General features: G+C 50.8%; 19 protein-coding genes. All 19 read left to right on the top strand.

Annotated features, from left to right (window positions below):
• Positions 1-203 precede the first annotated feature (203 nt).
• The gene (gene rseP, locus FCN15_RS05425; protein ID WP_138493941.1) at positions 204-1,478 is read left to right on the top strand and encodes an RIP metalloprotease RseP; all 1,275 of its coding nucleotides are present in this window, start codon (positions 204-206) and stop codon (positions 1,476-1,478) included.
• A 202-nt stretch (positions 1,479-1,680) separates the two neighbouring features.
• Positions 1,681-5,979, top strand: coding sequence for a PolC-type DNA polymerase III (locus tag FCN15_RS05420; protein ID WP_138494048.1), 4,299 nt, complete (start codon positions 1,681-1,683; stop codon positions 5,977-5,979).
• A 216-nt stretch (positions 5,980-6,195) separates the two neighbouring features.
• Entirely contained in the window at positions 6,196-6,657 is a 462-nt protein-coding gene (rimP, locus tag FCN15_RS05415; protein WP_138493940.1) for a ribosome maturation factor RimP, read from the top strand.
• Between the two features lie 51 nt (positions 6,658-6,708).
• Positions 6,709-7,806 (top strand): transcription termination factor NusA, encoded by a 1,098-nt coding sequence (gene nusA / locus FCN15_RS05410; protein ID WP_138493939.1) that lies wholly within the window; start codon positions 6,709-6,711, stop codon positions 7,804-7,806.
• A 26-nt stretch (positions 7,807-7,832) separates the two neighbouring features.
• The gene (gene rnpM / locus FCN15_RS05405; RefSeq protein WP_138493938.1) at positions 7,833-8,153 is read left to right on the top strand and encodes an RNase P modulator RnpM; all 321 of its coding nucleotides are present in this window, start codon (positions 7,833-7,835) and stop codon (positions 8,151-8,153) included.
• Positions 8,143-8,469: a L7Ae/L30e/S12e/Gadd45 family ribosomal protein gene (locus FCN15_RS05400; protein ID WP_138494047.1), complete on the top strand. Its 327-nt coding sequence runs from the start codon at positions 8,143-8,145 to the stop codon at positions 8,467-8,469. The genes rnpM and FCN15_RS05400 overlap by 11 nt, the downstream gene beginning before the upstream one ends.
• On the top strand, positions 8,462-11,098 hold the full coding sequence (gene infB / locus FCN15_RS05395; protein WP_138493937.1) for a translation initiation factor IF-2: 2,637 nt from the start codon (positions 8,462-8,464) through the stop codon (positions 11,096-11,098). The genes FCN15_RS05400 and infB overlap by 8 nt, the downstream gene beginning before the upstream one ends.
• Before the next feature lie 118 nt (positions 11,099-11,216).
• Positions 11,217-11,567: a 30S ribosome-binding factor RbfA gene (rbfA, locus tag FCN15_RS05390; protein ID WP_138493936.1), complete on the top strand. Its 351-nt coding sequence runs from the start codon at positions 11,217-11,219 to the stop codon at positions 11,565-11,567.
• 16 nt (positions 11,568-11,583) lie between these two features.
• The gene (locus FCN15_RS05385) at positions 11,584-12,561 is read left to right on the top strand and encodes a DHH family phosphoesterase (protein ID WP_138493935.1); all 978 of its coding nucleotides are present in this window, start codon (positions 11,584-11,586) and stop codon (positions 12,559-12,561) included.
• The gene (gene truB, locus FCN15_RS05380; RefSeq protein WP_138493934.1) at positions 12,558-13,481 is read left to right on the top strand and encodes a tRNA pseudouridine(55) synthase TruB; all 924 of its coding nucleotides are present in this window, start codon (positions 12,558-12,560) and stop codon (positions 13,479-13,481) included. The genes FCN15_RS05385 and truB overlap by 4 nt, the downstream gene beginning before the upstream one ends.
• Positions 13,482-13,574: 93 nt before the next feature.
• Positions 13,575-14,519, top strand: coding sequence for a bifunctional riboflavin kinase/FAD synthetase (locus FCN15_RS05375; protein WP_138493933.1), 945 nt, complete (start codon positions 13,575-13,577; stop codon positions 14,517-14,519).
• A gap of 190 nt (positions 14,520-14,709) precedes the next feature.
• Positions 14,710-14,979, top strand: coding sequence for a 30S ribosomal protein S15 (rpsO, locus tag FCN15_RS05370; protein ID WP_138493932.1), 270 nt, complete (start codon positions 14,710-14,712; stop codon positions 14,977-14,979).
• Between the two features lie 209 nt (positions 14,980-15,188).
• Positions 15,189-17,291, top strand: coding sequence for a polyribonucleotide nucleotidyltransferase (gene pnp, locus FCN15_RS05365; RefSeq protein ID WP_138493931.1), 2,103 nt, complete (start codon positions 15,189-15,191; stop codon positions 17,289-17,291).
• Between the two features lie 155 nt (positions 17,292-17,446).
• Positions 17,447-18,481, top strand: a complete 1,035-nt coding sequence (locus FCN15_RS05360; RefSeq protein WP_238996518.1) for a polysaccharide deacetylase family protein — start codon at positions 17,447-17,449, stop codon at positions 18,479-18,481.
• Positions 18,482-18,645: 164 nt separating this feature from the next.
• Entirely contained in the window at positions 18,646-19,911 is a 1,266-nt protein-coding gene (locus FCN15_RS05355) for a M16 family metallopeptidase (protein WP_138493930.1), read from the top strand.
• Entirely contained in the window at positions 19,889-20,338 is a 450-nt protein-coding gene (gene dut / locus FCN15_RS05350) for a dUTP diphosphatase (RefSeq protein WP_238996517.1), read from the top strand. Before FCN15_RS05355 ends, dut begins: the two co-directional genes overlap by 23 nt.
• A gap of 257 nt (positions 20,339-20,595) precedes the next feature.
• A complete protein-coding gene (dpsA, locus tag FCN15_RS05345; RefSeq protein WP_138493928.1) occupies positions 20,596-21,495 on the top strand; it encodes a dipicolinate synthase subunit DpsA in 900 nt (299 codons plus the stop codon).
• A complete protein-coding gene (locus FCN15_RS05340; RefSeq protein WP_138493927.1) occupies positions 21,492-22,085 on the top strand; it encodes a dipicolinate synthase subunit B in 594 nt (197 codons plus the stop codon). Before dpsA ends, FCN15_RS05340 begins: the two co-directional genes overlap by 4 nt.
• Before the next feature lie 81 nt (positions 22,086-22,166).
• Positions 22,167-23,201 carry an aspartate-semialdehyde dehydrogenase gene (locus FCN15_RS05335; RefSeq protein WP_138493926.1) on the top strand — a complete coding sequence of 345 codons (1,035 nt, stop codon included), beginning with the start codon at positions 22,167-22,169 and terminating at the stop codon, positions 23,199-23,201.
• The last annotated feature ends 13 nt before the right edge of the window (positions 23,202-23,214 follow it).

Below are 23,214 nucleotides of genomic sequence, written 5' to 3'. Positions count from 1 at the left end.
GTGCATGATTTGCTTGAAATTTGCCACTCGAAGGCTGAAAGCTGGATTCTCAAAAGTCATCGGCCGTTTGGAAAGCTGCTTTGGTATATCCAGGCTGTCACCAAGATACACTTTTATAGACAAGGGCGGTTATTCAAATGGGGTGACTTGTCTGACGAACAGTCAGACTAGAAGGAACGAGACCCGAAGGAGGATGCTTTCGATTGGAAATGCTGCAGATAATCATCTTAACGGTGCTGATGTTTTTTCTCATCGTAACCGTTCATGAATGGGGACATTACTATTTCGCTAAACGGGCGGGAATTCTCGTGCGGGAATTTGCGATCGGTTTTGGTCCCAAGATTTTTTCGTATAAAAGAAATGAAACCCAATTTACCTTAAGACTGCTGCCGTTTGGCGGTTATGCCCGCATGGCGGGCGAAGATCCCGAGCTGATTCAAATCGAGCCTGGACAGACGGTCGCTGTCCGGTTAACGGGCACTGAAGTGACCAGGATTTATCTGGATCGGCTGGATACACGCAAGAATGTGATCCGCGGAGAAGTGCTCGCGGTTGACCTGGAAGAGAAGCTGATGATTGAGCTTGATGTTGACGGTGAGCATCAGCGGTTTCCTGTACATCGCCAAGCGATGCTGAATGTGAAAGGTAAAGATACGCAAATTGCGCCGAAAGACCGGCAGTATGGAAGCAAGACAGTGGGGCAGCGTGCCATGGCTATTTTTGCGGGGCCGCTGATGAACTTTGTTCTGGCTTTTGTGCTGTTTGCGCTCCATATTCAAATGGCGGGTGTGCCTCTGGATCCGACTCACCTGGAGATTGGTGAAGTGTCCCAAGGAATGCCGGCTGCAGAGAGCGGTTTGAAGACAGGCGATATTATAAAGAGCATTAACGGCGTTGCGATCGGCACGGATGCCGAGAAGATGATCGACATGATCAGCGAATCCAAAGACAAGCAGATGAACTGGACCATTGAACGGGATGGTCAGGAGATGAACGTCAGCATCACACCACGGACAATGGAGGGCCAGGAGGGCGGCAAGGTCGGAACAACGATCGTCAGCTACCAGCCGACCCGCAAAGCTGGATTTGGAGAAACGTTCAGCATTGCCGGCGTACAGATGGTGGATACAACCAAGATGATCTTCCAAGGGTTCCGCCAGCTCATCAACAAGTTCTCGATGGATGATTTGGGCGGTCCGGTCCGTACGGCCCAGGTGACAGGGCAGATCGCCAAGCAGGGAATCGCCCAGCTCACGCAGTGGGCGGGAATTCTAAGCTTATATCTCGGTCTGTTCAACCTGTTCCCGATTCCGGCGCTTGACGGAAGCCGTCTTGTGTTCCTCGGAGTAGAAGCGCTAAGGGGCAAACCGATTGACCCGAACCGTGAGGGCATGGTCCATTTCATTGGTTTTGCAATGCTGTTCCTGCTCATGATTGCGGTAACCTACAACGATATTTTGAGATTAATCAGCGGCTGATTCTATAGCTTGTGCGGAGTCCGAAGCTGTCTATTTGAATAACCAAACGGTTTATGCGCTAGTCCAGGCTGCCGTTTCTTACAGGGCTTCCGGTAGCTAAATGCCTTAAGGCAAGGATGAGGCATAGCCGGAGCCTTTCTTTTTTTCGTGGTAAAGCGGGTTACAAGGGGGAGAGCAAGTGAGTGAACTGAACGATAAAAGAATGCGGCTTGAACTGCTGATGAAGCAGGCCGATATTTCCAGCAGCATTGCTGATCCTTATTTTCTGGATGGCCATATTGAGCAGGTTGAAGTCAGCCGCGGAAATAAAGAGTGGAAGATTTCCATTGTCAAGGAAACACTGGTGCCTGCCCAGGTGTACCGGACGTTTTGCCTGCAGATCCGCGAACGGATGGAGCATATAGCGAAAATTACGTTTCTGTTTCGTTATGCTTCCGGCCTGTCCGCGAAAGAGGTTGTGGAAGAGTACTGGAAGCTGTTTCTTGAATGGGTACAGCGGGAGATTCCTTCGGTAAACGGGTGGATGACCCGCGCTTCATTTGAAGTGGATCACGATCTGGTCACGGTGGTACTGACCGATTCCATGTCGCTGGAGCTGGCCCGCAAGAAGGGGATTGACCGTGCGATCGTAACCTTTTACGAAAGATACTTTGCCTTACCCCTGCGGGTTAAGCTGCAGACCGGGGAAAATAGTGCGGAAGCGTTCGAAGAGTTCCAGCAGCGCGTACTGGAGGAGAACCGCGAGGCGATTCAGGCCCTGATGGAAAGCGTTGAGCCGGAATTCTCAGCAGGTGATAATGAAGGTGATGAGGAAGAAGTCAAGCTGCAGATTGGCTACGACATTAAAGACCAGCCGGTGCCGCTGCAAAATATTCAGGACGAAGAGAAGAAAGTCGCGATTCAGGGGACGATTTTTGGACTGGAAAGCAAGGAGCTTCGGAATGGAAGCACGCTGTTTACTTTTTATCTGACCGACTTTACCGATTCCTTGCAGATGAAGATGTTTGCCAAGAACAAAGAAGATTTGAAGGTGATGAGCAAGCTTGCTAATGGCAAATGGGTCAAAGCGAGAGGCCGGATTGAATATGACCGCTTTATGCAGGTGCCGGAGCTGGTGATGATTCCTTCCGATCTTCATGAGGTGGGCGCGCCGCCAGCCCGTAAAGATACGGCATCCGAGAAGCGGGTGGAATTTCATCTTCATACAACGATGAGCACGATGGACGCTGTTACACCGATCGACCAATACGTCAAAATGGCCGCCAAATGGGGTCATAAAGCCATAGCCGTAACCGACCACGGCGGGGTGCAGAGCTTCCCGGATGCCGCGAAGGCTGCCAAGAAGAACGGGATTAAAATGATCTACGGTGTGGAAGCCAATGTGGTTAACGACGACGTTGCAATTGTGCTGAATCCGAAGCCGCTTGAGCTGAAGACTGCCACCTATATCGTTTTCGATATTGAAACAACGGGTTTGTCGGTTACTCAGAACAGAATTATTGAAATAGCGGCGATCAAAATTCATGAAGGCAAGGAAATCGACCGTTACACGTCTTTTGTTAATCCGCATGTCAGAATTCCATACCACATTCAGCAGCTCACGAATATCAACGATGAGATGGTGAAGGACGCGCCGGATGTGGAGCCTGTGCTAAAGGATTTTGTGGAATTTGCGGGCGACGGGATATTGGTTGCGCATAACGCGCGGTTTGACGTAGGCTTTATTAATGCCAAGCTCAAAGAGCATGACATGGCGGAGATGAACAATCCGGTGCTGGACACACTGGAGCTGGCAAGAATGCTGTTTCCTACACTCAAGAATCACCGGCTGAATACGCTGGCGAACAAATACAAGGTCTCACTGGAGAATCATCACCGCGCGATCGACGATACTCTGGCTTTGTGCGAGATATTGAACAACCTGCTGTCGGATGCCGAGAAGATTCAAGGAATTATGATGCTGGACCGGCTGAATGATTATGCAGGCAAAGACCTGTCCAATGTGCGTCCCTTCCACTGCGGCATTTATGCGCTTAATCAAATTGGCAAAAAGAATCTGTTCAAGCTCGTTTCCCTCTCGCACACCGAACATTACAACCGGGTTCCGACCATTCCGAGGACGCTGCTGCAGGAGCTTCGTGAAGGATTGCTGGTTCTTTCCGGATGCGAGAAAGGCGAGTTCTTCGAAACGGTGCTCAACAAGTCGGTCGAAGAGGCGGAGGCCGTAGCCGAGTTTTACGATGTGCTGGAGATCCAGCCGCTGACCATGTACATGCATCTGGTCGATAAAGGCCTGGTCGGCAGTGTGGAGGAGCTGGAGACGGCCATCCGCAAGGTATGCGACATCGGGCGCAAGCTGAACAAGCCGGTTGTTGCGACCGGTAACGTTCATTACTTAGAGCCGCGGGACAAGCTGTACCGGGACATTACCATTCACGGCATTACGGGATTCAGCCCGCTTAAGGATATCCGCAAGCCTGACGCCCATTTCCGTACAACGGATGAAATGCTGGCCGAGTTTGCTTTTCTCGGTGCTGAGAAGGCTATAGAGGTCGTCGTAACGAATACGGCTGCGCTGGCAGACCGCTTTGAGGAAATACAGCTGTTCCCGGACAAGCTGTTTACGCCGATTATTGAGGGTGCGGATGAAGAAATCCGGAATACCTGCTACAGCACGGCCAGATCCATATATGGGGAAGACCTGCCGGAAGTCGTTGTAGCCCGCCTGGAAAAAGAGCTCGAGCCGATTATCAAATACGGCTTCTCGGCCAACTATCTGATTTCGGAACGTCTTGTCAAGAAGTCCAATCAGGACGGCTACCTCGTAGGTTCACGGGGCTCGGTAGGCTCGTCCGTAGTTGCGACTTTCCTCGGCATCTCGGAGGTTAATCCTCTGCCTGCCCATTACATCTGCCTGAATTCGGACTGCAAATACAGCGAATGGTTCTTGGACGGCAGTGTGCCGAGCGGATTTGACCTGCCTGACAAGGATTGCCCGAACTGCGGCCACAAGCTGAAGGGCGAAGGCCAGGACATTCCGTTTGAAACGTTCCTTGGCTTTAAAGGGGATAAGGTCCCCGATATTGACTTGAACTTCTCGGGGGAGTATCAGCCGCAGGCCCATAACTTTACGAAGATCATGTTCGGTGAAAAGAATGTGTTCCGGGCCGGAACGATCGGTACTGTGGCCGAGAAGACGGCGTTTGGCTTTGCCAAGAAATACGAAGAGGAACATGGGAAAAAGTGGCGCGGCGCTGAGCTGAACCGGCTTGCCGGCGGCTGTACAGGCGTTAAGCGCAGCACCGGACAGCATCCGGGCGGGATCGTCGTCGTGCCGGATTATATGGAAGTCGACGACATAACGCCGGTTCAATACCCGGCCGATGATACAAGCGCCGAGTGGAAAACCACCCATTTCGATTACCACGCTTTTGATGCGAACCTGCTCAAGCTGGATATTCTGGGACACGATGATCCGACGATGATGCGGATGCTGCAGGATTTAACAGGAATAGACCCGACGACGATTCCAATGAACGACCCGAAGGTTATGAGCATGTTTAACTCGACGGAAGCGCTCAGCGTGCGGCCGGATCAAATCCGGACGCCGGTGGCGACTTACGGAGTGCCGGAGATGGGGACCAAATTCGTGCGACAGATGCTGGTGGAATCCCAGCCGTCCTCTTTTGCAGACTTACTGCAGATTTCGGGCTTGTCCCACGGTACGGGCGTCTGGCTCGGCAATGCGCAGGAATTGATTAAGAACGGCACCTGCAACATCAAGACGGTAATCGGGTGCCGTGACGATATCATGCTGTTCCTGATCTATAAAGCGGGAATGGACGCCGGCTTGGCCTTTAAAATTACGGAGAGCGTCCGTAAAGGCAAGGGCCTTAGTCCGGAATGGATTGAAGAGATGAAGAAATGCAAGGTGCCGAACTGGTACATTGATTCCTGTCTGAAGATCCAGTACATGTTCCCGAAAGCCCACGCGGCTGCATATGTTATATCCGCCGTCCGCACTGCTTACTTTAAGCTGTATCATCCGATCGAATATTATGCGACTTACTTCTCGGTGCGCGGTGAGGATTTTGATATCGAACTGTTCTGTCAGGGTTATGATTCCATTAACAAGAAGATCGACGAGATCGAGCAGAAGGGCTTCCAGGCTGCTCCGAAAGAGAAGAGCATGCTGCCGATTCTGGAGATGGCACTCGAAATGACGGCGCGGGGCTTCCGCTTCAAGAGCATTGACCTGTACCGTTCGGACGCTACCCGGTTCATCGTCGACGGTGATGCCCTGATCCCTCCTTTCTCCGCCTTGGCGGGAATCGGGGAGAATGCGGCGCGGAACATTGCTGCTGCCAAAGAGCAGGGTGAATTCTTGTCCATTGAAGATTTTCAGCAGAAATCCAAAGCAAGTAAAACGGTTATTGAGCTCCTCGGGCAGCTCGGATGTTTCCGCGGATTGCCGGAAAGCAACCAGCTTTCCTTATTTTAACAAGAGTATTGCGCGGCATCAGTGCATTAAAGCGCATCAAACAGGCACCGGATAAGGGGTTCTGCGGTTTCAAGTCAAGGCCTTTCACTTGTCACTATTTACGGATTATGTTATAATTTCATTGTCAATCATGAAGATAGAACCGTTGTTTAAAGAGTGGGGAAACCCACTCTTTAATCTTTGGTATAGATGAATGAGGGTATGGAGGTTGAAAGCTTGAGCACACCGAAGATTAAAGCGGCTGTGGAAGAAATGATTTTGCCCTATTTGGAGGATAATGGATTCGAACTGGTCGATGTCGAGTATGTGAAAGAAGGCAGCAACTGGTTTCTTCGCGTCTTTGTGGACAAAGAAGGCGGTATTGATATTGACGATTGCGGCCGGATTAGTGAGGTTCTCAGCGAGAAGCTTGACAAGGACGACCCGATTCCTTCGGCTTATTTTCTGGAAGTGTCTTCTCCCGGTGCAGAGCGCCCGCTGAAGAAGCCGGAAGATGTGAAGAAAGCTGTCGGCAAAGACGTGTTTGTGACTACATACGAACCCGTGAACGGCCAGAAGGAATTCGAAGGACGTCTTCTTTCGTTTGAAGATGATGAACTGCTTGTTCAGGTTGGAAAGAAAGAATTCGCTATTCCATACGGCAAAGTCGCCAGCGCAAGACTGGCTATTATTTTTTAGAAGGCGACCAGCAGGAAGCAGGCATATTTTGAAAGGGGGAACTTGAGGCAAATGAGCATGGATTTTATTGAAGCCTTAAATGAATTGGAAAGGGAGAAAGGGATCAGCAAGGATATTTTGTTTGAAGCGATTGAAGCGGCGCTGATTTCGAGTTACAAGCGGAATTTTAATACCGCTCAGAATGTTCGTGTAGATATGAACCGGAATACGGGCGGGATTAAAGTATTTGCACGCAAGCTGGTTGTGGAAGAGGTGCTGGATCCGCGCACGGAAATTTCCCTGCCGGCCGCACGCGAGATCCATCCGGGCTTCCAGCTTGACGATGTGGCAGAAATTGAAGTTACGCCGCGTGACTTTGGCCGAATTGCCGCTCAAACCGCGAAGCAGGTCGTGACCCAGCGCATCCGGGAAGCGGAGCGCGGACTGATTTACAACGCGTTTGTTGATAAAGAAGAAGATATTGTAACCGGAATCGTGCAGCGCCAGGATCTCCGTAATATCTATGTGGACTTGGGCAAGGTGGAAGCCCATCTTCCGCTTAATGAGCTGATGCCGGGCGAGAAATTTAAACATAACGACCGTATCAAAGCTTATATCACCAAAGTGGAGAACACGACTAAAGGACCGCAGATTCTGTTGTCCCGCAGCCATCCAGGACTTCTGAAGCGCCTGTTTGAACTTGAAGTTCCTGAAATTTATGACGGCGTGGTTGAGATTCGTTCCGTTGCACGTGAAGCAGGCTTCCGTTCCAAGATCGCTGTTTATTCCCGCAATGCTGAAGTCGATCCGGTTGGCTCCTGCGTAGGCCCTAAAGGCCAGCGCGTCCAAACGATCGTTAACGAGCTGCGCGGTGAGAAGATCGATATCGTGCGCTACTCCGATAACGTTGAAGAATATGTAGCGAATGCGCTCAGCCCTTCCAAAGTATTGGAGGTTCAGGTGTTTGAAGAAGAGAAGATGGCCCGTGTCATCGTACCGGACTATCAGCTGTCTCTCGCTATCGGCATCAAGGGCCAGAATGCCCGCCTGGCAGCCAAGCTGACAGGATGGAAGATTGATATCAAGAGCGAGACCCAGGCAGAGCAGGAATTCGGCAGACCGATTTCAGCTGGCGAAGAAATGCCGCAGGATTCCGTCTCTGTAGATTGAGTTGTAGCAAGGACGGGGGCAGGAGTATGAAGACAAGAAAAGTACCGCTGCGCAAATGTGTGGCATGCCAGCAGATGATGCCAAAGAAACAGCTCATTCGTGTTGTGAAGACTCCCGAAGGTGAGGTCATGATTGATCTCACGGGCAAGAAGTCGGGACGGGGGGCTTACCTGTGCGGAAGTGCGGCCTGCTTCAAGCTGGCGCAGAAGAACCGTTCGCTTGACCGGGCGCTGAAATCCCCCGTACAATCCGAAATTTATGAGCAGCTGGCCAAGGATTTCGCAGCTGTAGAAGAAGAGTTTATCAGCTCCCGCAGGGGGAGTGAAGAAGATGACGATGAACAATAAAGCTTTGTCGCAGCTTGGGCTGGCCATGCGTGCCGGCAAAGTGGTGTCGGGAGATGAAATCGTCCTGAAAGCCATCCGTTCATCAGAAGCAAAGCTGGTCATTGTGGCCGGTGACGCTTCGCTCAATACCCGTAAGAAATTCCGCGACAAATGCGGAACTTATCGAGTTCCTTTACTGATTGGATTTGATCGGGAAAGCCTTGGATCCAGTGTGGGCAAGCCGGAAAGGGTGGTGCTCGCGCTGACGGATCAAGGATTCGCAAGCCTATTGCGTAAAACCGTGAGTATGACGTCGGAGGTGGAGTATATTGAGTAAACAAGAGAACAAAGATAAACTAAGAGTGTACGAATACGCCAAGTCGCTGAACATGAGCAGTAAGGAAATTATTACGATTCTTAAACGCCTGGACGTTCCGGTGAACAATCATATGAGCGTAATGGAGAACGATGCGGTCTCCAAGGTAGAACAATTCTTCAAAGATATCAAGAGCAGTGCCGCTGCTAAACATGACGGGGGCAGCGGGCATTCTAAAGCTTCTGTATCTTCTTCCGGCAGCGGAGAGCAAGCTGCAGCAAAGGCCCCTGTTGCATCAGCCAAAGAGCAGACACAAAGTATAAGTTCAAGCAATAACAAAAATCAATCGGAAAAGCAGGTAAGCATGAATAATAAAACACAAAACCATTCAAAGAGCGCCGGAGTGGCGACACAAAGCAGAAACAGCCAATCGAATAACTCAAATCAATCCCGTAACGGAAGCGGTTCTTCCGCACAGAACAGCGATCGTCCAGCTTCCTCCCGTCCTCAGGGACAAAGCAATCGTCAAGGCCAGGGAGGCCAGAACCGCGGGCCGCAAAGCGGAGGCGGACGGCCTTCACAACCACAAAACGGCGGTGCACGGCCTTCACAGCCGCAAAACGGCGGTCGTCCGCCGCAAGGTGGAGGACAAGGCGGCGCTCCTCGTTCGCAGTCCCAGCCAAACCGCGGAGGAGATTCAAGCCGTTCCACATTTTCTACAGATAATGACCGCAAGACCAGACGCGATAGCGGGAATAATAACAATAACCGCGGGCAGAAACGGTTCGAAGACGGCAAAGGCGGGTTCCGCGGCGGAAACAACAACAACCGCGGCGGCAAGGGACGCGGCGGCAGAGGCAATCAGCAGCAGCCGGAACGCCGGGAGAAGATCGACAATACGCCTAAGAAAATCATCGTTCGCGGTGAAATGACCGTTGGCGAAACCGCCAAGCTGCTTCATAAAGACGCTTCCGAAGTCATCAAGAAGCTTATCTCTTTGGGAGTAATGGCTACCATTAACCAAGAGCTGGATTTGGATACAATTCTCCTGATCGCAGGCGACTTCGGCGTTGAGGTTGAAGTGAAGATTCCGGTCGAAGACGATCGGTTTGAAGAAGTAGAAGAGAACGACGATCCGGCTGATTTGGAAGCTCGTCCGCCAGTTGTTACCATTATGGGTCACGTTGACCATGGTAAAACGACTTTGCTGGATACGATCCGTTCCACCAGCGTAACCGCTGGAGAAGCCGGCGGTATCACACAGCACATTGGTGCTTATCAGGTTGAGATCAACCACAAGAAGATCACGTTCCTCGATACTCCGGGTCACGAAGCGTTTACAGCAATGCGCGCCCGCGGGGCACAGGTTACGGATATGACGATTATCGTAGTAGCAGCCGATGACGGTGTCATGCCGCAGACGGTTGAAGCGATCAATCACGCGAAGGCTGCTGGTTTGCCAATCATCGTAGCCGTCAACAAAATTGATAAACCGGGTGCGAATCCGGACAAAGTCAAACAAGAGCTTACGGAATATGAGCTTGTTCCGGAAGAATGGGGCGGCGACACCATCTTTGTTAACGTGTCGGCGAAGCAGAAGATCGGTATCGAGGATCTGCTCGAAATGATTCTGCTTGTAGCGGAGGTTAACGAATACAAAGCGAATCCTAATAAACGTGCAAGAGGTACAGTCATTGAGGCCGAGCTGGATAAAGGCCGCGGACCGGTTGCCCGTATCCTGGTTCAGCACGGAACACTGAAGATCGGCGATGCTTTTGTTGCCGGCAACTGCTTTGGTCGCGTCCGTGCCATGGTGAACGACAAAGGCCGCCGTCTGAAGGAAGCCGGACCATCTACGCCGGTTGAAATCACCGGTTTGACTGAAGTGCCTGGAGCCGGCGATCCATTTATGGCCTTCGAAGATGAGCGCAAAGCCCGGTCCATTGCCGATAAACGTGCGATTACTCACCGCCAGTCCGAGCTCAGCAGCAATACTCGTGTTACGCTGGATGATTTGTTCAACGCAATCAAAGAGGGTGAAATCAAAGACCTGAACGTCATTATTAAAGGTGATGTTCAAGGTTCGGTGGAAGCCTTGAAGAGCTCTTTGGCTAAAATTGAAGTTGAAGGCGTGCGTGTAAAAATCATTCACAGCGGCGCTGGTGCTATTACAGAATCGGATATTATCCTGGCTGCGGCATCCAATGCGATTGTAATCGGTTTTAACGTTCGTCCGGAAGCTCAGGCGAAGGCTACCGCCGATCAGGAGAAGGTGGATATCCGCCTGCACCGCGTCATCTATAATGTAATCGAAGAGATTGAGCAGGCAATGAAAGGGATGCTGGATCCGGTCTTCAAGGAAGTCGTTATCGGTCATGCTGAAGTCCGCAGCACGTTCAAGATTAGTAAAGTCGGCACCATTGCAGGCTGTATGGTTACTTCCGGCAAAATTTCCCGTTCTGCCGAAGCCCGCTTGATCCGTGACGGAATCGTAATCTTTGAAGGCAAAATAGATTCCTTGAAACGCTTCAAGGATGATGCCAAAGATGTTGCACAAGGTTACGAATGCGGCATCACGCTTGACGGGTACAATGATGTTAAGGAAGGCGACGTGATTGAAGCCTTCATTATGGAAGAAGTTAAGCATTAATTTGGTTTCCCTGTAAGGGGCCGAGTTAAATCGCAGAGATCGCGGTTCTGACCGCATTGATAAGCACCGGCAGGCAGTATGGCCGGTGCTTTCAAGATAAATAAAGAGGTGTTAATCTATGGCAAACAATCGGCCAGGCCGAGTCGCTGAACAAATCAAGAAGGAGCTCAGTCTGCTTATCCAGAATGAGCTTAAAGACCCGAGAATCGGTTTTGTGACCATTACCGGCGTCGATGTGACAAACGATTTGTCCCAGGCAAAGGTGTACCTCAGTGTATTTGGAAGCGAAGAAGAGAAGCAGGCTTCTCTTAAAGGCATTGAAAGAGCAAGCGGCTTTCTGCGCAGCGAACTTGGGAAACTGATTCGTCTGCGTCATACGCCGGATCTCATTTTCAAATTCGATGAGTCCATTGCTTACGGAAGCCGCATTGAGAAGCTGCTTGGAGAAATTTCGAAAGAAGATAAATAGAACAAAGGAGACGGCTATGCAAATCAGCGGATCGGAGTTTCAGAGTGCTGTAGATTACATCAAAGAGCACGACGATTTTCTAATTGTTTCGCATGTACAGCCGGACGGAGACGCAGTCAGCTCAACTCTTGCAGTGGGCTGGCTTCTCTCATGTCTGGGTAAGAAATACACTATGGTCAATGAAGGCCCAATTCCGCGGCGGATGTCTTATTTGTGGAATGCCGATCAAATCGTTGATCTGTCCAGCACGCCGCTTGAGCGTACATATAAATTTGTGATTTGTGTGGATTGTGCGGATTTTAAGCGGGTCGGGAGAACTAAGGAATATTTTGCGGAAGATGCGGTGCTCCTCAATATCGACCATCATCCAACAAACGATGCATACGGTTCGATTAACCTCATCATTCCTCATGCTGCGGCAACAGCCGAAATTTTATTCGATTTGATCGCATGTGCCGGTGTGGAGCTGGATAAGGAATCGGCGACGGCATTATATACAGGCATGCTGACCGACACAGGCGGTTTCCGTTACTCTAACACTTCGCCTAAGGTAATGGCTGCTGCTTCCAAGCTGCTGGAGTTCGGGATTGACGGACCGTGGATTTCTGAACATTTACTGGAGCAGATGACTTACCCCCAAATGCGCATATTGTCTATAGCTTTAAACAAGCTTCAGCTGACCGAAGACGGCAAAATCGCCTGGGTAATCATTACGGACGAAGATATGCGGGAAGCAGGAGCAATTCATGAGGACCTTGAGGGAATTGTGAATTATCCCCGCAATATTACAGGGGTGGAAGTCGGCATGCTGTTCAAGGTGATTCATGACCAAGCGGTCAAAGTCAGCATGCGTTCTGCAGGAAAGGTAGATGTTGCTGACGTGGCTCAAAGCTTTGGCGGCGGCGGGCATGTTCGGGCAGCCGGTGCCCGGCTCGAAACAACACCTGATGAAGCAGTGACTGCAGTTGTAGAACGGGTGAAGCAGGCGTTATGATGGAATATGAAGGCATTTTGCCGGTCATGAAACCGGCGGGATTTACCTCCCATGACGTAGTAGCTAAGATCCGGGGAATCTTAAAAATGAAGCGGATCGGCCATACGGGCACTCTTGATCCTCAAGTAACAGGCGTTCTTCCGCTGTGCCTGGGCAGAGCCACAAGAATGGTGGAATATCTGCAGGAGCTGCCGAAGGAGTACGAGGCCACCCTGGTGCTCGGGATCGCGACCGATACGGAAGATTTGACCGGGACGGTAACCGAGAGGCTTGAAGAAGGGGTTCAGGTGAACAGGGAACAGGTTCTGCGCGTCCTGGAACGGTTTCATGGCACGATTTCGCAGATTCCTCCCATGTATTCGGCGCTGAAGCAGGACGGCAAACGGCTTTATGAGCTGGCCCGCGAAGGGATAACTGTAGAGCGCAAAGCCAGGGAAGTGACGATCCATGAGCTGGAGCTCACCGGATTAAAGCTTGAGCAGACCTATCCTGAGATTTCGCTGCGGGTGCTCTGCTCAAAAGGCACTTATATTCGCACCCTGTGCGTCGATATTGGCCAGGCGCTCGGGGTTCCGGCCTCGATGTCCGTGCTGAAGCGCACCGTTTCGGCAGGCATTTCTGCAGAAAGCTGCCTGACCTTTGAGGAGATCACCCGCCTTGCGGCTGACGGAACCTTGCAGGATTATTTAATTCCTGTCGATAAGGCTGTTCATCACTTAAGCGCCGTACAGGTTTCGGACGAGAAGGCCAAAGCGGCACTGCAGGGACAGCGGCTGTCGCCATCTGCCGTGCATCCCGTTCCGGAGCGGCAGCAAATCATCAGGCTCTATGATTCCGGGGGCAGATTCCTGGGCATCTATAAGCGGGAAGCTGATTCAGGTGCAATAGCCCCCGTGAAGGTTTTTGCCCAAAATGAATAGATAAAGGCTGTCCAGCCTATTTCCGGATTGCCGGTTTAATAGATTCCTTGCCGGCATACCGGGACAACTTATTGGAATGCAGGTGAGAGGTTTATGGAAACCGTAAATTTATCTTATCCGTTATCGGAGAACGTGGTGAAGCGTTTTGCGGCGCCGCAGGTTTTGGCCCTGGGCCAGTTTGACGGGCTGCACTTAGGCCATCTCAGCGTAATCAAAGCAGCAGCATCCGCTGCTGAGGAGGCCGGTTTGCCTTTGGCCGTAATGACTTTTTACCCTCATCCTAAAGAGGTTATGAAGAAAGGCGATTACGATGGTTATCTGACCCCGCCTGCTGAGAAAGAGCGCATTCTCCGTGAGCTTGGGATTGACTATTTTTATGTGGTGGAATTTAATGAGGAATTTTCGCGGATCAGTCCGGAGGACTTTGTATCCGGTATGCTGCTTCCGCTGAATATACGGACGGCTGTTGTCGGTTTTGACTTCCATTTCGGCTATAAAGGAGCCGGAGATGCCGATATGCTCCGGGAGCTTGGCAAAGCCCAATTCGACGTTCATACAGCACCTCCTTTTCTCATTGAAGGGGAGAAGGTCAGCAGCTCGGGAATCCGGAAATGGCTGCACGAAGGCCGTGTCGATCTCGCAGCCGGCTGGTTCGGGCGGCCGTATAGGTTAAGGGGCACTGTTGTTAACGGAGAGAAGCGGGGCAGAAAAATCGGCTTTCCAACAGCAAACGTTGAGCCTTCTGAACATTTTGTCCTGCCGACAGCCGGCGTATACGCTGTGAAGGCGAGGCTTGAAGGGAATGAGGAGTGGCTGCCGGGTGTGATGAACATCGGAGTGAAGCCAACTTTTCATGAGGGGGTTACCAAGCCTTCCTTGGAGGTTCACCTGTTTGACTTTAATTCCGATATCTATGGAAATGTGCTGACTATTCAGCTCATCTCTTACATCCGGCCCGAGCAGAAATTCTCTTCGATTGATGACTTAATTGCTCAAATTGCCCGCGATGCGGAAACGGCCAGAAAGCTGCTAATCTAGTTTCCGATCTAGTTTCCGGCTTCGGATCAGGAAGAGTTATTATATTATACGAGGTGTGAGTTTACTTTTGCTCCCGGAATATGATATACTTTTCAAAGTGTTCTCCGGAACACATTAACCTTAGCTTGGTTGTCCGTTCTCACCGGCGGCTACGAGGCTATTGGCGATTATATCTAAGGAGGTGAACAGGATGGCATTGACTCAAGAACGTAAATCTCAACTGATCGAAGCGCACAGAACTCATGAGTCCGATACAGGATCCCCAGAGGTGCAAATTGCTATCCTTACTGAGAACATCGTTAACTTGACTGACCACTTGCGTACACACAAGAAAGACCATCATTCCCGTCGCGGATTGCTGAAAATGGTCGGACAACGCCGTAAGCTTTTGGCTTACCTGAAGAACAAAGACGTTAAACGTTACAGTGCTTTGATCGAGAAACTCGGTCTGCGCCGCTAATTTTTAACCTTGCCTGGAAGCAGCCTGGTTGCCGCTGTTACCTTTCGTATGAAAGCGAACGGCGGATTGCCTGGTTGCTTTTTAGTGTAAGTATGAATGCCTTTTAGTGTAAGTTGAATGCTTTTTGTTTAAGTATGAATTGCGCCGACTTTGCAGGAAATAATGGTATAGAACCGAATATAAATTGTAACCTTTGAAGGAGGGATTTCATGGAAAAGCAAGTGACAATGCAGCTTGGAGGAAGACCTCTGGTGCTGGAAACCGGTCGATTGGCCAAACAAGCGAACGCTGCGGTTATGGTTCGTTACGGCGAAACGGCTGTGCTTTGTACGGTAACGGCATCTTCGGAGCCGAAAGACCTCGACTTTTTCCCACTTACAGTTAACTATGAAGAGAAGCTGTACGCGGTTGGTAAAATTCCAGGCGGCTTCATTAAGCGCGAAGGACGCCCAAGCGAGAAGGCGATTTTGGCGAGCCGTTTGACGGACCGTCCGATCCGTCCGCTGTTTCCTGAAGGTTTCCGCAACGACGTTCAAATCGTTAACCTGGTTATGAGTGTGGATCAGGACTGCGAGCCGGAAATTGCGGCTATGATCGGTACTTCTGCGGCACTGAGCATTTCTGACGTTCCGTTTAACGGACCGATCGGCGGCGTAGCGGTTGGACGCGTGAACGGCGAATTTGTCATTAACCCGGATGTTGCCCAGCAGGAAGCAAGCGATATGTATGTCGTTGTAGCGGGAACGAAGGACGCCATCATGATGGTTGAAGCTGAAGCCGATGAAGTGCCTGAAGAGCAGATGCTCGAGGCCATTATGTTCGGCCATGACGAAATCAAGAAGATTGTAGCGGTCATTGAAGAGTTCGTGCAAATTGCAGGCAAGGAGAAGATGGAGGTTAAGCTGCATGCAGCGGATCCTGAAGTCAACCGTGCCGTCCGCGAGTTTGCGGCTGAACGTCTGATTGAAGCTGTTCGAATTGCTGAGAAGCACGCCCGTCAAGATGCCATTGACGCGATTAACGATGATGCGGTAACTTTCTTTGAGCAAGAATACATAGAGTCTCCAGAACTCTTGAACGACGTCAAAGAAGTGCTGCATGATATTGTTAAAGAAGAAGTGCGCCGTCTGATTACCCATGATAAGGTACGTCCAGATGGACGCAAATTGAACGAAATTCGTCCTATTGAATGTGACATCAACCTGCTGCCTCGTACGCACGGCTCCGGTCTGTTCACACGTGGACAAACCCAGGCGCTTAGCATTTGTACCCTTGGAGCACTTGGTGATGTACAGATTCTGGACGGAATTGATCTGGAAGAAACCAAACGGTTCATGCACCACTATAATTTCCCTCCGTTCAGCGTAGGCGAAGCGCGTCCGCTTCGTGCACCAGGCCGCCGCGAAATCGGCCACGGGGCTTTGGGTGAGCGCGCGCTCTCGAAAGTCATCCCGTCTGAAACGGAATTCCCTTATACCATCCGCCTTGTTTCCGAGGTGCTCGAGTCGAACGGTTCGACGTCCCAGGCAAGTATCTGCGCCAGTACGCTGGCCATGATGGATGCAGGCGTACCGATTAAAGCTCCGGTTGCCGGCGTGGCAATGGGTCTCATTAAAGACAAAGAGCATGTTTCGATCCTGACAGATATTCAGGGGATGGAAGACCATCTTGGCGACATGGACTTTAAAGTGGCCGGTACTAAAGAAGGCGTAACAGCCATCCAAATGGATATCAAGATCGACGGCATCGACCGCAATATCTTGAATGAAGCGCTTGAGCAGGCAAGAGAAGGCCGGATGTTCATTTTGGACAAGATGACCGCTCTTATTGCGAAACCAAAAGAAAATCTTTCTCCTTACGCCCCTAAAATTACCGTTATGCAGATTAATCCGGACAAAATCCGCGATGTGATCGGCGCCGGCGGTAAGGTCATCAATAAGATTATTGAAGACACCGGCGTGAAGATCGATATCGAGCAGGACGGACGCGTATTTATCGCTTCCTCCAATCCGGAGATGAACGATAAAGCCCGTTCGATTATCGAAGGGATCGTGAAGGAAGTCGTTGTCGGAGAAATTTACACCGGTACGGTGAAGCGCATCGAGAAATTTGGCGCGTTTGTTGAAATTTTACCGGGCAAAGACGGCTTGGTGCACATTTCCCAATTGTCCACGGAACGTGTTGGCAAGGTAGAAGATGTGGTTGCCATCGGCGACGTCATCACGGTAAAAGTAACGGAAATCGACCAGCAGGGCCGCGTTAACCTTTCCCGCAAAGCGACGCTGACTCCTGAAGCGGTAAAACAAGACTAAAGATCCAGGCCAGTTATCCGCAGGGTGACCGGGAAAGAAAGAGGCAGAATAAGATTCTGGCTCTTTTTTTAATGCTGTTCTCTGCTCCTGCCCACTCATAATCAGTTCTCCATGGACATACTAATGGGACATACAGGCGAAAGGGAGTATGATCCGTGGAGCGCAGCAAAACAAAACTGGTAGTCGTTGCAGCCGGTATCGGCGCCGTCATTCTGCTTGGACAGGTTGGGGGCGTGAAGGAATTCCGGGATATGGCGGTGCTGCTTAATGGAGGACAAGCGGTTCAGCCCGTGTTTGCCCTGCAGCCGGAAAATGGACAAGAAGGCGGGGATACCGCCCTCAGAAGCCAAATACAGATACAAGCAGAGAAACTGAACGAGAAGCCGGTTGACGCTGTAATAGACCGTGTCTGGAAAGCTATCCCCGGATATAACGGGCGCGAAATCGATGTTGAAGCCACTTTCACCAAGACGCTTGAGAAGCGCAAACAGGCCGCCCCTGGCAGTCCGGAAGCTTCTAAGATCTTTTACGTCTACAGGGAGATCAAGCCTTCTGTTGCCTTAGAGGATCTGGGCCCCCAGCCGATTTACAAAGGCAATCCGAATAAGAAAATGGCTGCCCTCATGATTAATGTGGCCTGGGGCAACGAGTACATAAAGCCAATGCTTGATACGCTTGATGAGGAGAAAGTGAAAGCTACCTTTTTCTTTGACGGAAGCTGGCTGAAGAAGAATCCTGATTTGGCTAAAGAAATTCAGGCCAGAGGCCACGAATTGGAGAATCACGCGTACTCGCACCCGAGAATGAGCCAGCTGAGCCGGGAACGAGCCACGCAGGAGATTGTAAAGACGAAGCAGCTGCTCAAAGACACGCTCGGCGTTAACAATACCTGGTTTGCTCCGCCCTCCGGAGATTTCAATCAGCGGACGGTCGAAATTGCGGCTGCCCAAGGATTGAAGACTGTCCTGTGGACGGTGGATACTGTCGACTGGAAAAATCCCGATCCCGCATCCGTAATCGCCAAGATCTCCAGAAAGGCAGGACCCGGTTCCCTGATTCTGATGCATCCCACCGCCTCATCTAAGGCTTCTCTGAAAGGCATTATTGAAGTGCTGAAAGCGAAAGGGCTGAAGCTTGGCACCGTTGCGGAAACCCTGTCTGCGGACCGGACAGATGATCCGAATGGTTGAGCGCATCGATTTTTTTTGATACGATCAGAAAGACTCGCAGCACCGGTGGAAATTCTTAGATGGGAGATAAAGCCGGCGGCGACAGTGGCGGGTGCATGAATGAACTAATACGATGATAATTTGCCGCTGAGGACAGCAGGCAAGGAAGTCTGGGAGGTCCTTTTGTGATCAAGATGCAGCTTAAAAACGGCCTTAGAGTCGTAATGGAGAAAATTCCGTCCTTTCGATCCGTTTCTTTCGGAATTTGGGTGAAGACAGGCTCCCGCAACGAAAAGGCAGATGAGAACGGGATTTCTCATTTTATCGAACACATGCTTTTTAAAGGAACAGAACGTTTCACAGCGAAAGAAATTGCAGAGCAGTTTGATGCGATCGGCGGTAACGTTAATGCGTTCACGTCCAAAGAATACACCTGTTATTATGCGAAGGTGCTGGATCAGCACCTGGAAATCGCGATGGATGTTCTTGCAGATATGTTCTTCCGTTCCAAGCTGGACGGAGAGGAACTGCGCAAAGAGAAGAACGTCATCCTTGAGGAAATCTCGATGTACGAAGATACGCCGGATGACATGGTGCACGATCTGCTTGCAGAGGCTGCGTACGGCAGCCATGCTCTGGCCTTCCCGATTCTGGGCACGGAGGAGCGCTTGCAGCCTATGGATTCAGCCCGGCTGAAGCAGTATATGCAGGATCGTTACACTATAGAGAATACGGTCATCAGCATTGCAGGCAACTACAACGACAATATCATTGAGCTGGTGGAGAAATACTTTGGCGGATTTGAGCTGCAGGGTACTCCGCAGGAGCTGTCTGCACCCGATTTTATGGGGGATATCCGTTTTTATAAGAAAAAGACGGAGCAGAACCACATCTGCCTCGCTTTCCCCGGCCTTCCTTCCGGCCATGAGAAGCAGTATGCTCTGCTGCTGCTGAACAATGCGCTTGGCGGCGGGATGAGCTCCCGGCTGTTCCAGGAAATACGCGAGAAACGGGGCCTTGCTTATTCGGTCTATTCCTATCACAGTTCTTATTCGGACAGTGGTTTATTTTCCATTTATGCGGGTACTGCGCCCAAGCAGACCAAGGAAGTGCTGGATCTCACCAAAGAGCTGCTTTTTGAGATCCGGGATAAAGGCCTGACTGAGGATGAGCTTCAAAAAGGCAAAGAGCAGATGAAGGGCAGCCTCATTCTGGGCTCCGAGGGCACAGGCAGCCGGATGAATCGTCTGGGGAAAAATGAGCTTATGCTCGGCAAGCATTACACGCTGGATGAAATGATCAGCCGGATTGAAGCCGTTCAGATGGAGGATGTGCAGGCTGTTATTGCCAACATGTTTAAGCAGCCTTTTGCGCTCGCCATGGTAGGTTCTTCAGATAAAGTAATATCAGGAATAAGGAGAGATGAGCTTGTCTTATCAAGTACAAATTAAACGCCTTCCGGGCAATGAGGATATTGAGCTGCCTCGAAAAATGTCTGAGCTGGCGTCAGGCTTTGACCTATACGCTGCTGTTGAAGAGGACGTACCTTTGGAGCCGGGCCAGCGCGGCCTGATTCCGGCCGGTTTTGCCTTAGCCATGCCGGCAGGGCTGGAAGCCCAAATCCGTCCGAGAAGCGGCCTTGCCCTGAAAGCGGGGATTACCTGTCTGAATTCCCCGGGAACGATTGATGCGGATTACCGCGGAGAAATCAAGGTGCTCTTGATTAATCTGGGACAAGAGGCTTTTGTCATCAAACGCAATGAGCGCATTGCTCAGATGGTGTTCCAGGCCGTTCCGTCCGTTGAGCTGGAACAGGTAGATGAACTGTCCGACACCGTCCGGGGAAGCGGCGGCTTTGGCCATACAGGAAGAAACTGAACATACGGATAAGGATTGAGAGTTACTGATAAGGATTGAGAGTTAGAGATCAAAGAAGGGCTTTGAACGTTGAACCGTCTTTTGCGCGAATGCATCATTCGTGCGGAAGACGGTTTTTTTTGCTGGACAGCCGGTAGAATGCCTGGACCAGCGGTCAATAGGCAGCAGCTGATGGAACCGGGCTTTTTCACCCTTGAGCCCTGAACTGCATAAGATACATCCATAACAGTAGTCACTGAAGGGAGTGACATCCTATCATGCTTACCGGACAGACGATTGTTTTTCTGGGAGGCGATGCGCGCCAGCTGGAAGTCATCGGAAAATGCACGGAATTGGATGCTAACGTCAAGCTCTCCGGCTTTGATCAGCTGAAGACACTGCCTCAGGGAGTGTCCAGCGAAAGGCTGACCGCGGAGCTGCTGTCTGAAGCGGATGCGCTCATACTGCCTGTTCTAAGCTGCAATGACGGCGGCGTTGTCAGCTCTTCTTTTTCCGAAGAGAAGCTGGTGCTGAAGGAAGAGCTGATTGCTGCGCTCCCCAAGCATGCCTTGATCTATACAGGTGTGGCGAAGCCATACCTGCTTAAGCTGTGTGAAAAGTACGGCATAAAGGTCATTCAGGTGCTCGACCGGGACGAGGTGGCGATTTATAACTCCATTCCAACGGCTGAAGGAGCGCTGATGATTGCCATACAAAACACCGATATCACCATACACGGTTCTGTATGTGCAGTGCTTGGCATGGGGAGAACAGGCTTTACCATGGCGAGAACGCTCCAGGGAATCGGGGCGAAAGTCAGGATGGGCGTGAGGAGGAAAGAGCAGTATGCAAGGGCGGAGGAGATGGGCTGGAACCCTTTCCTGACGCAGGATTTGGCCGATGAGGCGAGCGGCTTTGACTTGATTTTTAATACAATTCCGAATATGATTATCACAGCACAAGTCCTATCAAAACTATCTCCAAAGGCGGTTATTATCGACCTTGCTTCAGCTCCTGGAGGAACGGATTTCCGTTTTGCCGAGAAGCGCGGAATCAAGGCGATCCTGGCCCCTGGTCTGCCCGGAATTGTCGCTCCCCGTACGGCTGGAATAATTATGGCTAATTGCATTTGCCAGTCAATGGAAGAGGAGTTTATGACACGGGGGGATGAACGGTGAATTTTGAAGGCAAAACAGTAGGCTATGCGCTTACAGGTTCGCACTGTACGCTTGAAGAGGTTATGGAGCAGGTTTCGCGTTTCGTACAGCTGGGTGCTAAGGTAATTCCGATTGCTTCGCAGTCGGTAATGACGACGGACACACGCTTCGGCACCTCGGAACATTGGCAAAAGCAGTTGAAAGAATTGACGGGGAATGATATCATTTCTTCAATTGTAGATGCCGAACCTCTCGGACCTTCCGGTAAGCTTGACATTATTGTCATCGCTCCCTGCACAGGGAACACAACCAGCAAGCTGGCTAATGCCATGACGGACAGTCCTGTATTAATGGCAGCCAAAGCCATGCTCCGCAACCATAAGCCCGTTGTTATCGCTGTATCTACAAATGACGGCCTGGGGCTTAACGCGGCCAACATTGCCAAACTGCTCGTAGCGAAGAATTTTTATTTCGTACCGTTTGGGCAGGACAATCCGGCCGGCAAGCCTAATTCGCTGGTTGCGGATATGAGTTTGATTCCTGAGACCTGTTATGCAGCTCTGCAGGGCAAACAAATGCAGCCGATGATTATCCAGCATGTCAAGGCCTGACGGAGACGAAAGGATTATTTTCGAACACTGCAATTAATTATAGAACTATAAACAATAGATCTTTGAGGGGAGACGCACCAGATGAGCAAAACGAAATGGAATGTCGCTGTAGTTGGGGCGACAGGAGCCGTTGGAGAACAAATATTAAACCTACTAGAGAAACGGGATTTTCCGATCGACAAGCTTAAGCTGCTGTCATCCGCCCGTTCCGCGGGAACTGTCGTTACCTTTAAGGGACAGGAAGTTGTCGTAGAAGAAGCTCGTCCGGAAAGCTTCGAAGGAATCGATATTGCGCTGTTCAGCGCTGGCGGCGATGTGTCCAAGGAGCTCGCTCCGCACGCGGTTCGTCACGGTGCTGTATGCATTGACAATACGAATGCTTTCCGCATGGATGAAAATACCCCGCTTGTTGTTCCGGAAGTGAATGCCGAGAAGATTTGGGAGCATAAAGGCATCATTGCCAACCCGAACTGTTCCACCATTCAAATGGTTGCGGCCCTTAAGCCGCTCTATGATAAATTTGGCATCTCACGGGTTATCGTATCCACATATCAAGCCGTTTCCGGCGCAGGTGCCAGAGCGATTGATGAGCTGAAGCGCCAGACCCGGGATATCCTTGAGAACAACGAAACAAACCCGGATATTTTGCCGGTCGGATCCCTTCCGGTTAAACATCAGATCGCGTTTAATGCGATTCCTCAAATTGATAAATTCCAGGATAACGGATATACGCTGGAAGAAATGAAAATGGTTCGGGAAACCAAGAAGATCCTGGGCGACGATTCGGTTGAAGTAACAGCAACATGCGTGCGCATCCCTGTCGTCTACGGGCATTCCGAGTCAGTCTATGTTGAACTGAAGCAGGATTATGATCTAGGCGAAGTGAAACAGCTGCTGGAGGAAGCGCCTGGAATAACCGTCATTGATGATCCTGCCCAGCAGGCCTATCCGCTTGCTGCTGATGCAGCTGGCAAAAATGACGTGTTTGTCGGCCGGATCCGCCGTGATCTGACAAACAGCCGCGCACTCAACCTGTGGATCGTTTCGGATAATCTGCTCAAGGGAGCCGCTTGGAACGCCGTTCAAATCGCAGAACAATTTGTTGCCAAATCTTAATTTGGATTAAACA

The sequence above is a fragment of the Paenibacillus pinistramenti genome, from assembly GCF_005869875.1.
In the GTDB taxonomy this organism is placed as follows: Bacteria; Bacillota; Bacilli; order Paenibacillales; family Paenibacillaceae; genus Fontibacillus; species Fontibacillus pinistramenti.
Note: the sequence above shows the minus strand (reverse complement) of the source record. Positions and strands in the feature narration are given on the sequence as shown.

Excerpts from the sequence above, each read along its gene's own strand:
- FCN15_RS05420 (WP_138494048.1), top strand. The coding sequence starts at position 1,681 with ATGCGGCTTGAACTGCTGATGAAGCAGGCCGATATTTCCAGCAGCATT.
- nusA (WP_138493939.1), top strand. The coding sequence starts at position 6,709 with ATGAGCATGGATTTTATTGAAGCCTTAAATGAATTGGAAAGGGAGAAA.
- rnpM (WP_138493938.1), top strand. The coding sequence starts at position 7,833 with ATGAAGACAAGAAAAGTACCGCTGCGCAAATGTGTGGCATGCCAGCAG.
- FCN15_RS05400 (WP_138494047.1), top strand. The coding sequence starts at position 8,143 with ATGAACAATAAAGCTTTGTCGCAGCTTGGGCTGGCCATGCGTGCCGGC.
- rbfA (WP_138493936.1), top strand. The coding sequence starts at position 11,217 with ATGGCAAACAATCGGCCAGGCCGAGTCGCTGAACAAATCAAGAAGGAG.
- FCN15_RS05385 (WP_138493935.1), top strand. The coding sequence starts at position 11,584 with ATGCAAATCAGCGGATCGGAGTTTCAGAGTGCTGTAGATTACATCAAA.
- truB (WP_138493934.1), top strand. The coding sequence starts at position 12,558 with ATGATGGAATATGAAGGCATTTTGCCGGTCATGAAACCGGCGGGATTT.
- FCN15_RS05375 (WP_138493933.1), top strand. The coding sequence starts at position 13,575 with ATGGAAACCGTAAATTTATCTTATCCGTTATCGGAGAACGTGGTGAAG.
- rpsO (WP_138493932.1), top strand. The coding sequence starts at position 14,710 with ATGGCATTGACTCAAGAACGTAAATCTCAACTGATCGAAGCGCACAGA.
- pnp (WP_138493931.1), top strand. The coding sequence starts at position 15,189 with ATGGAAAAGCAAGTGACAATGCAGCTTGGAGGAAGACCTCTGGTGCTG.
- dpsA (WP_138493928.1), top strand. The coding sequence starts at position 20,596 with ATGCTTACCGGACAGACGATTGTTTTTCTGGGAGGCGATGCGCGCCAG.
- FCN15_RS05335 (WP_138493926.1), top strand. The coding sequence starts at position 22,167 with ATGAGCAAAACGAAATGGAATGTCGCTGTAGTTGGGGCGACAGGAGCC.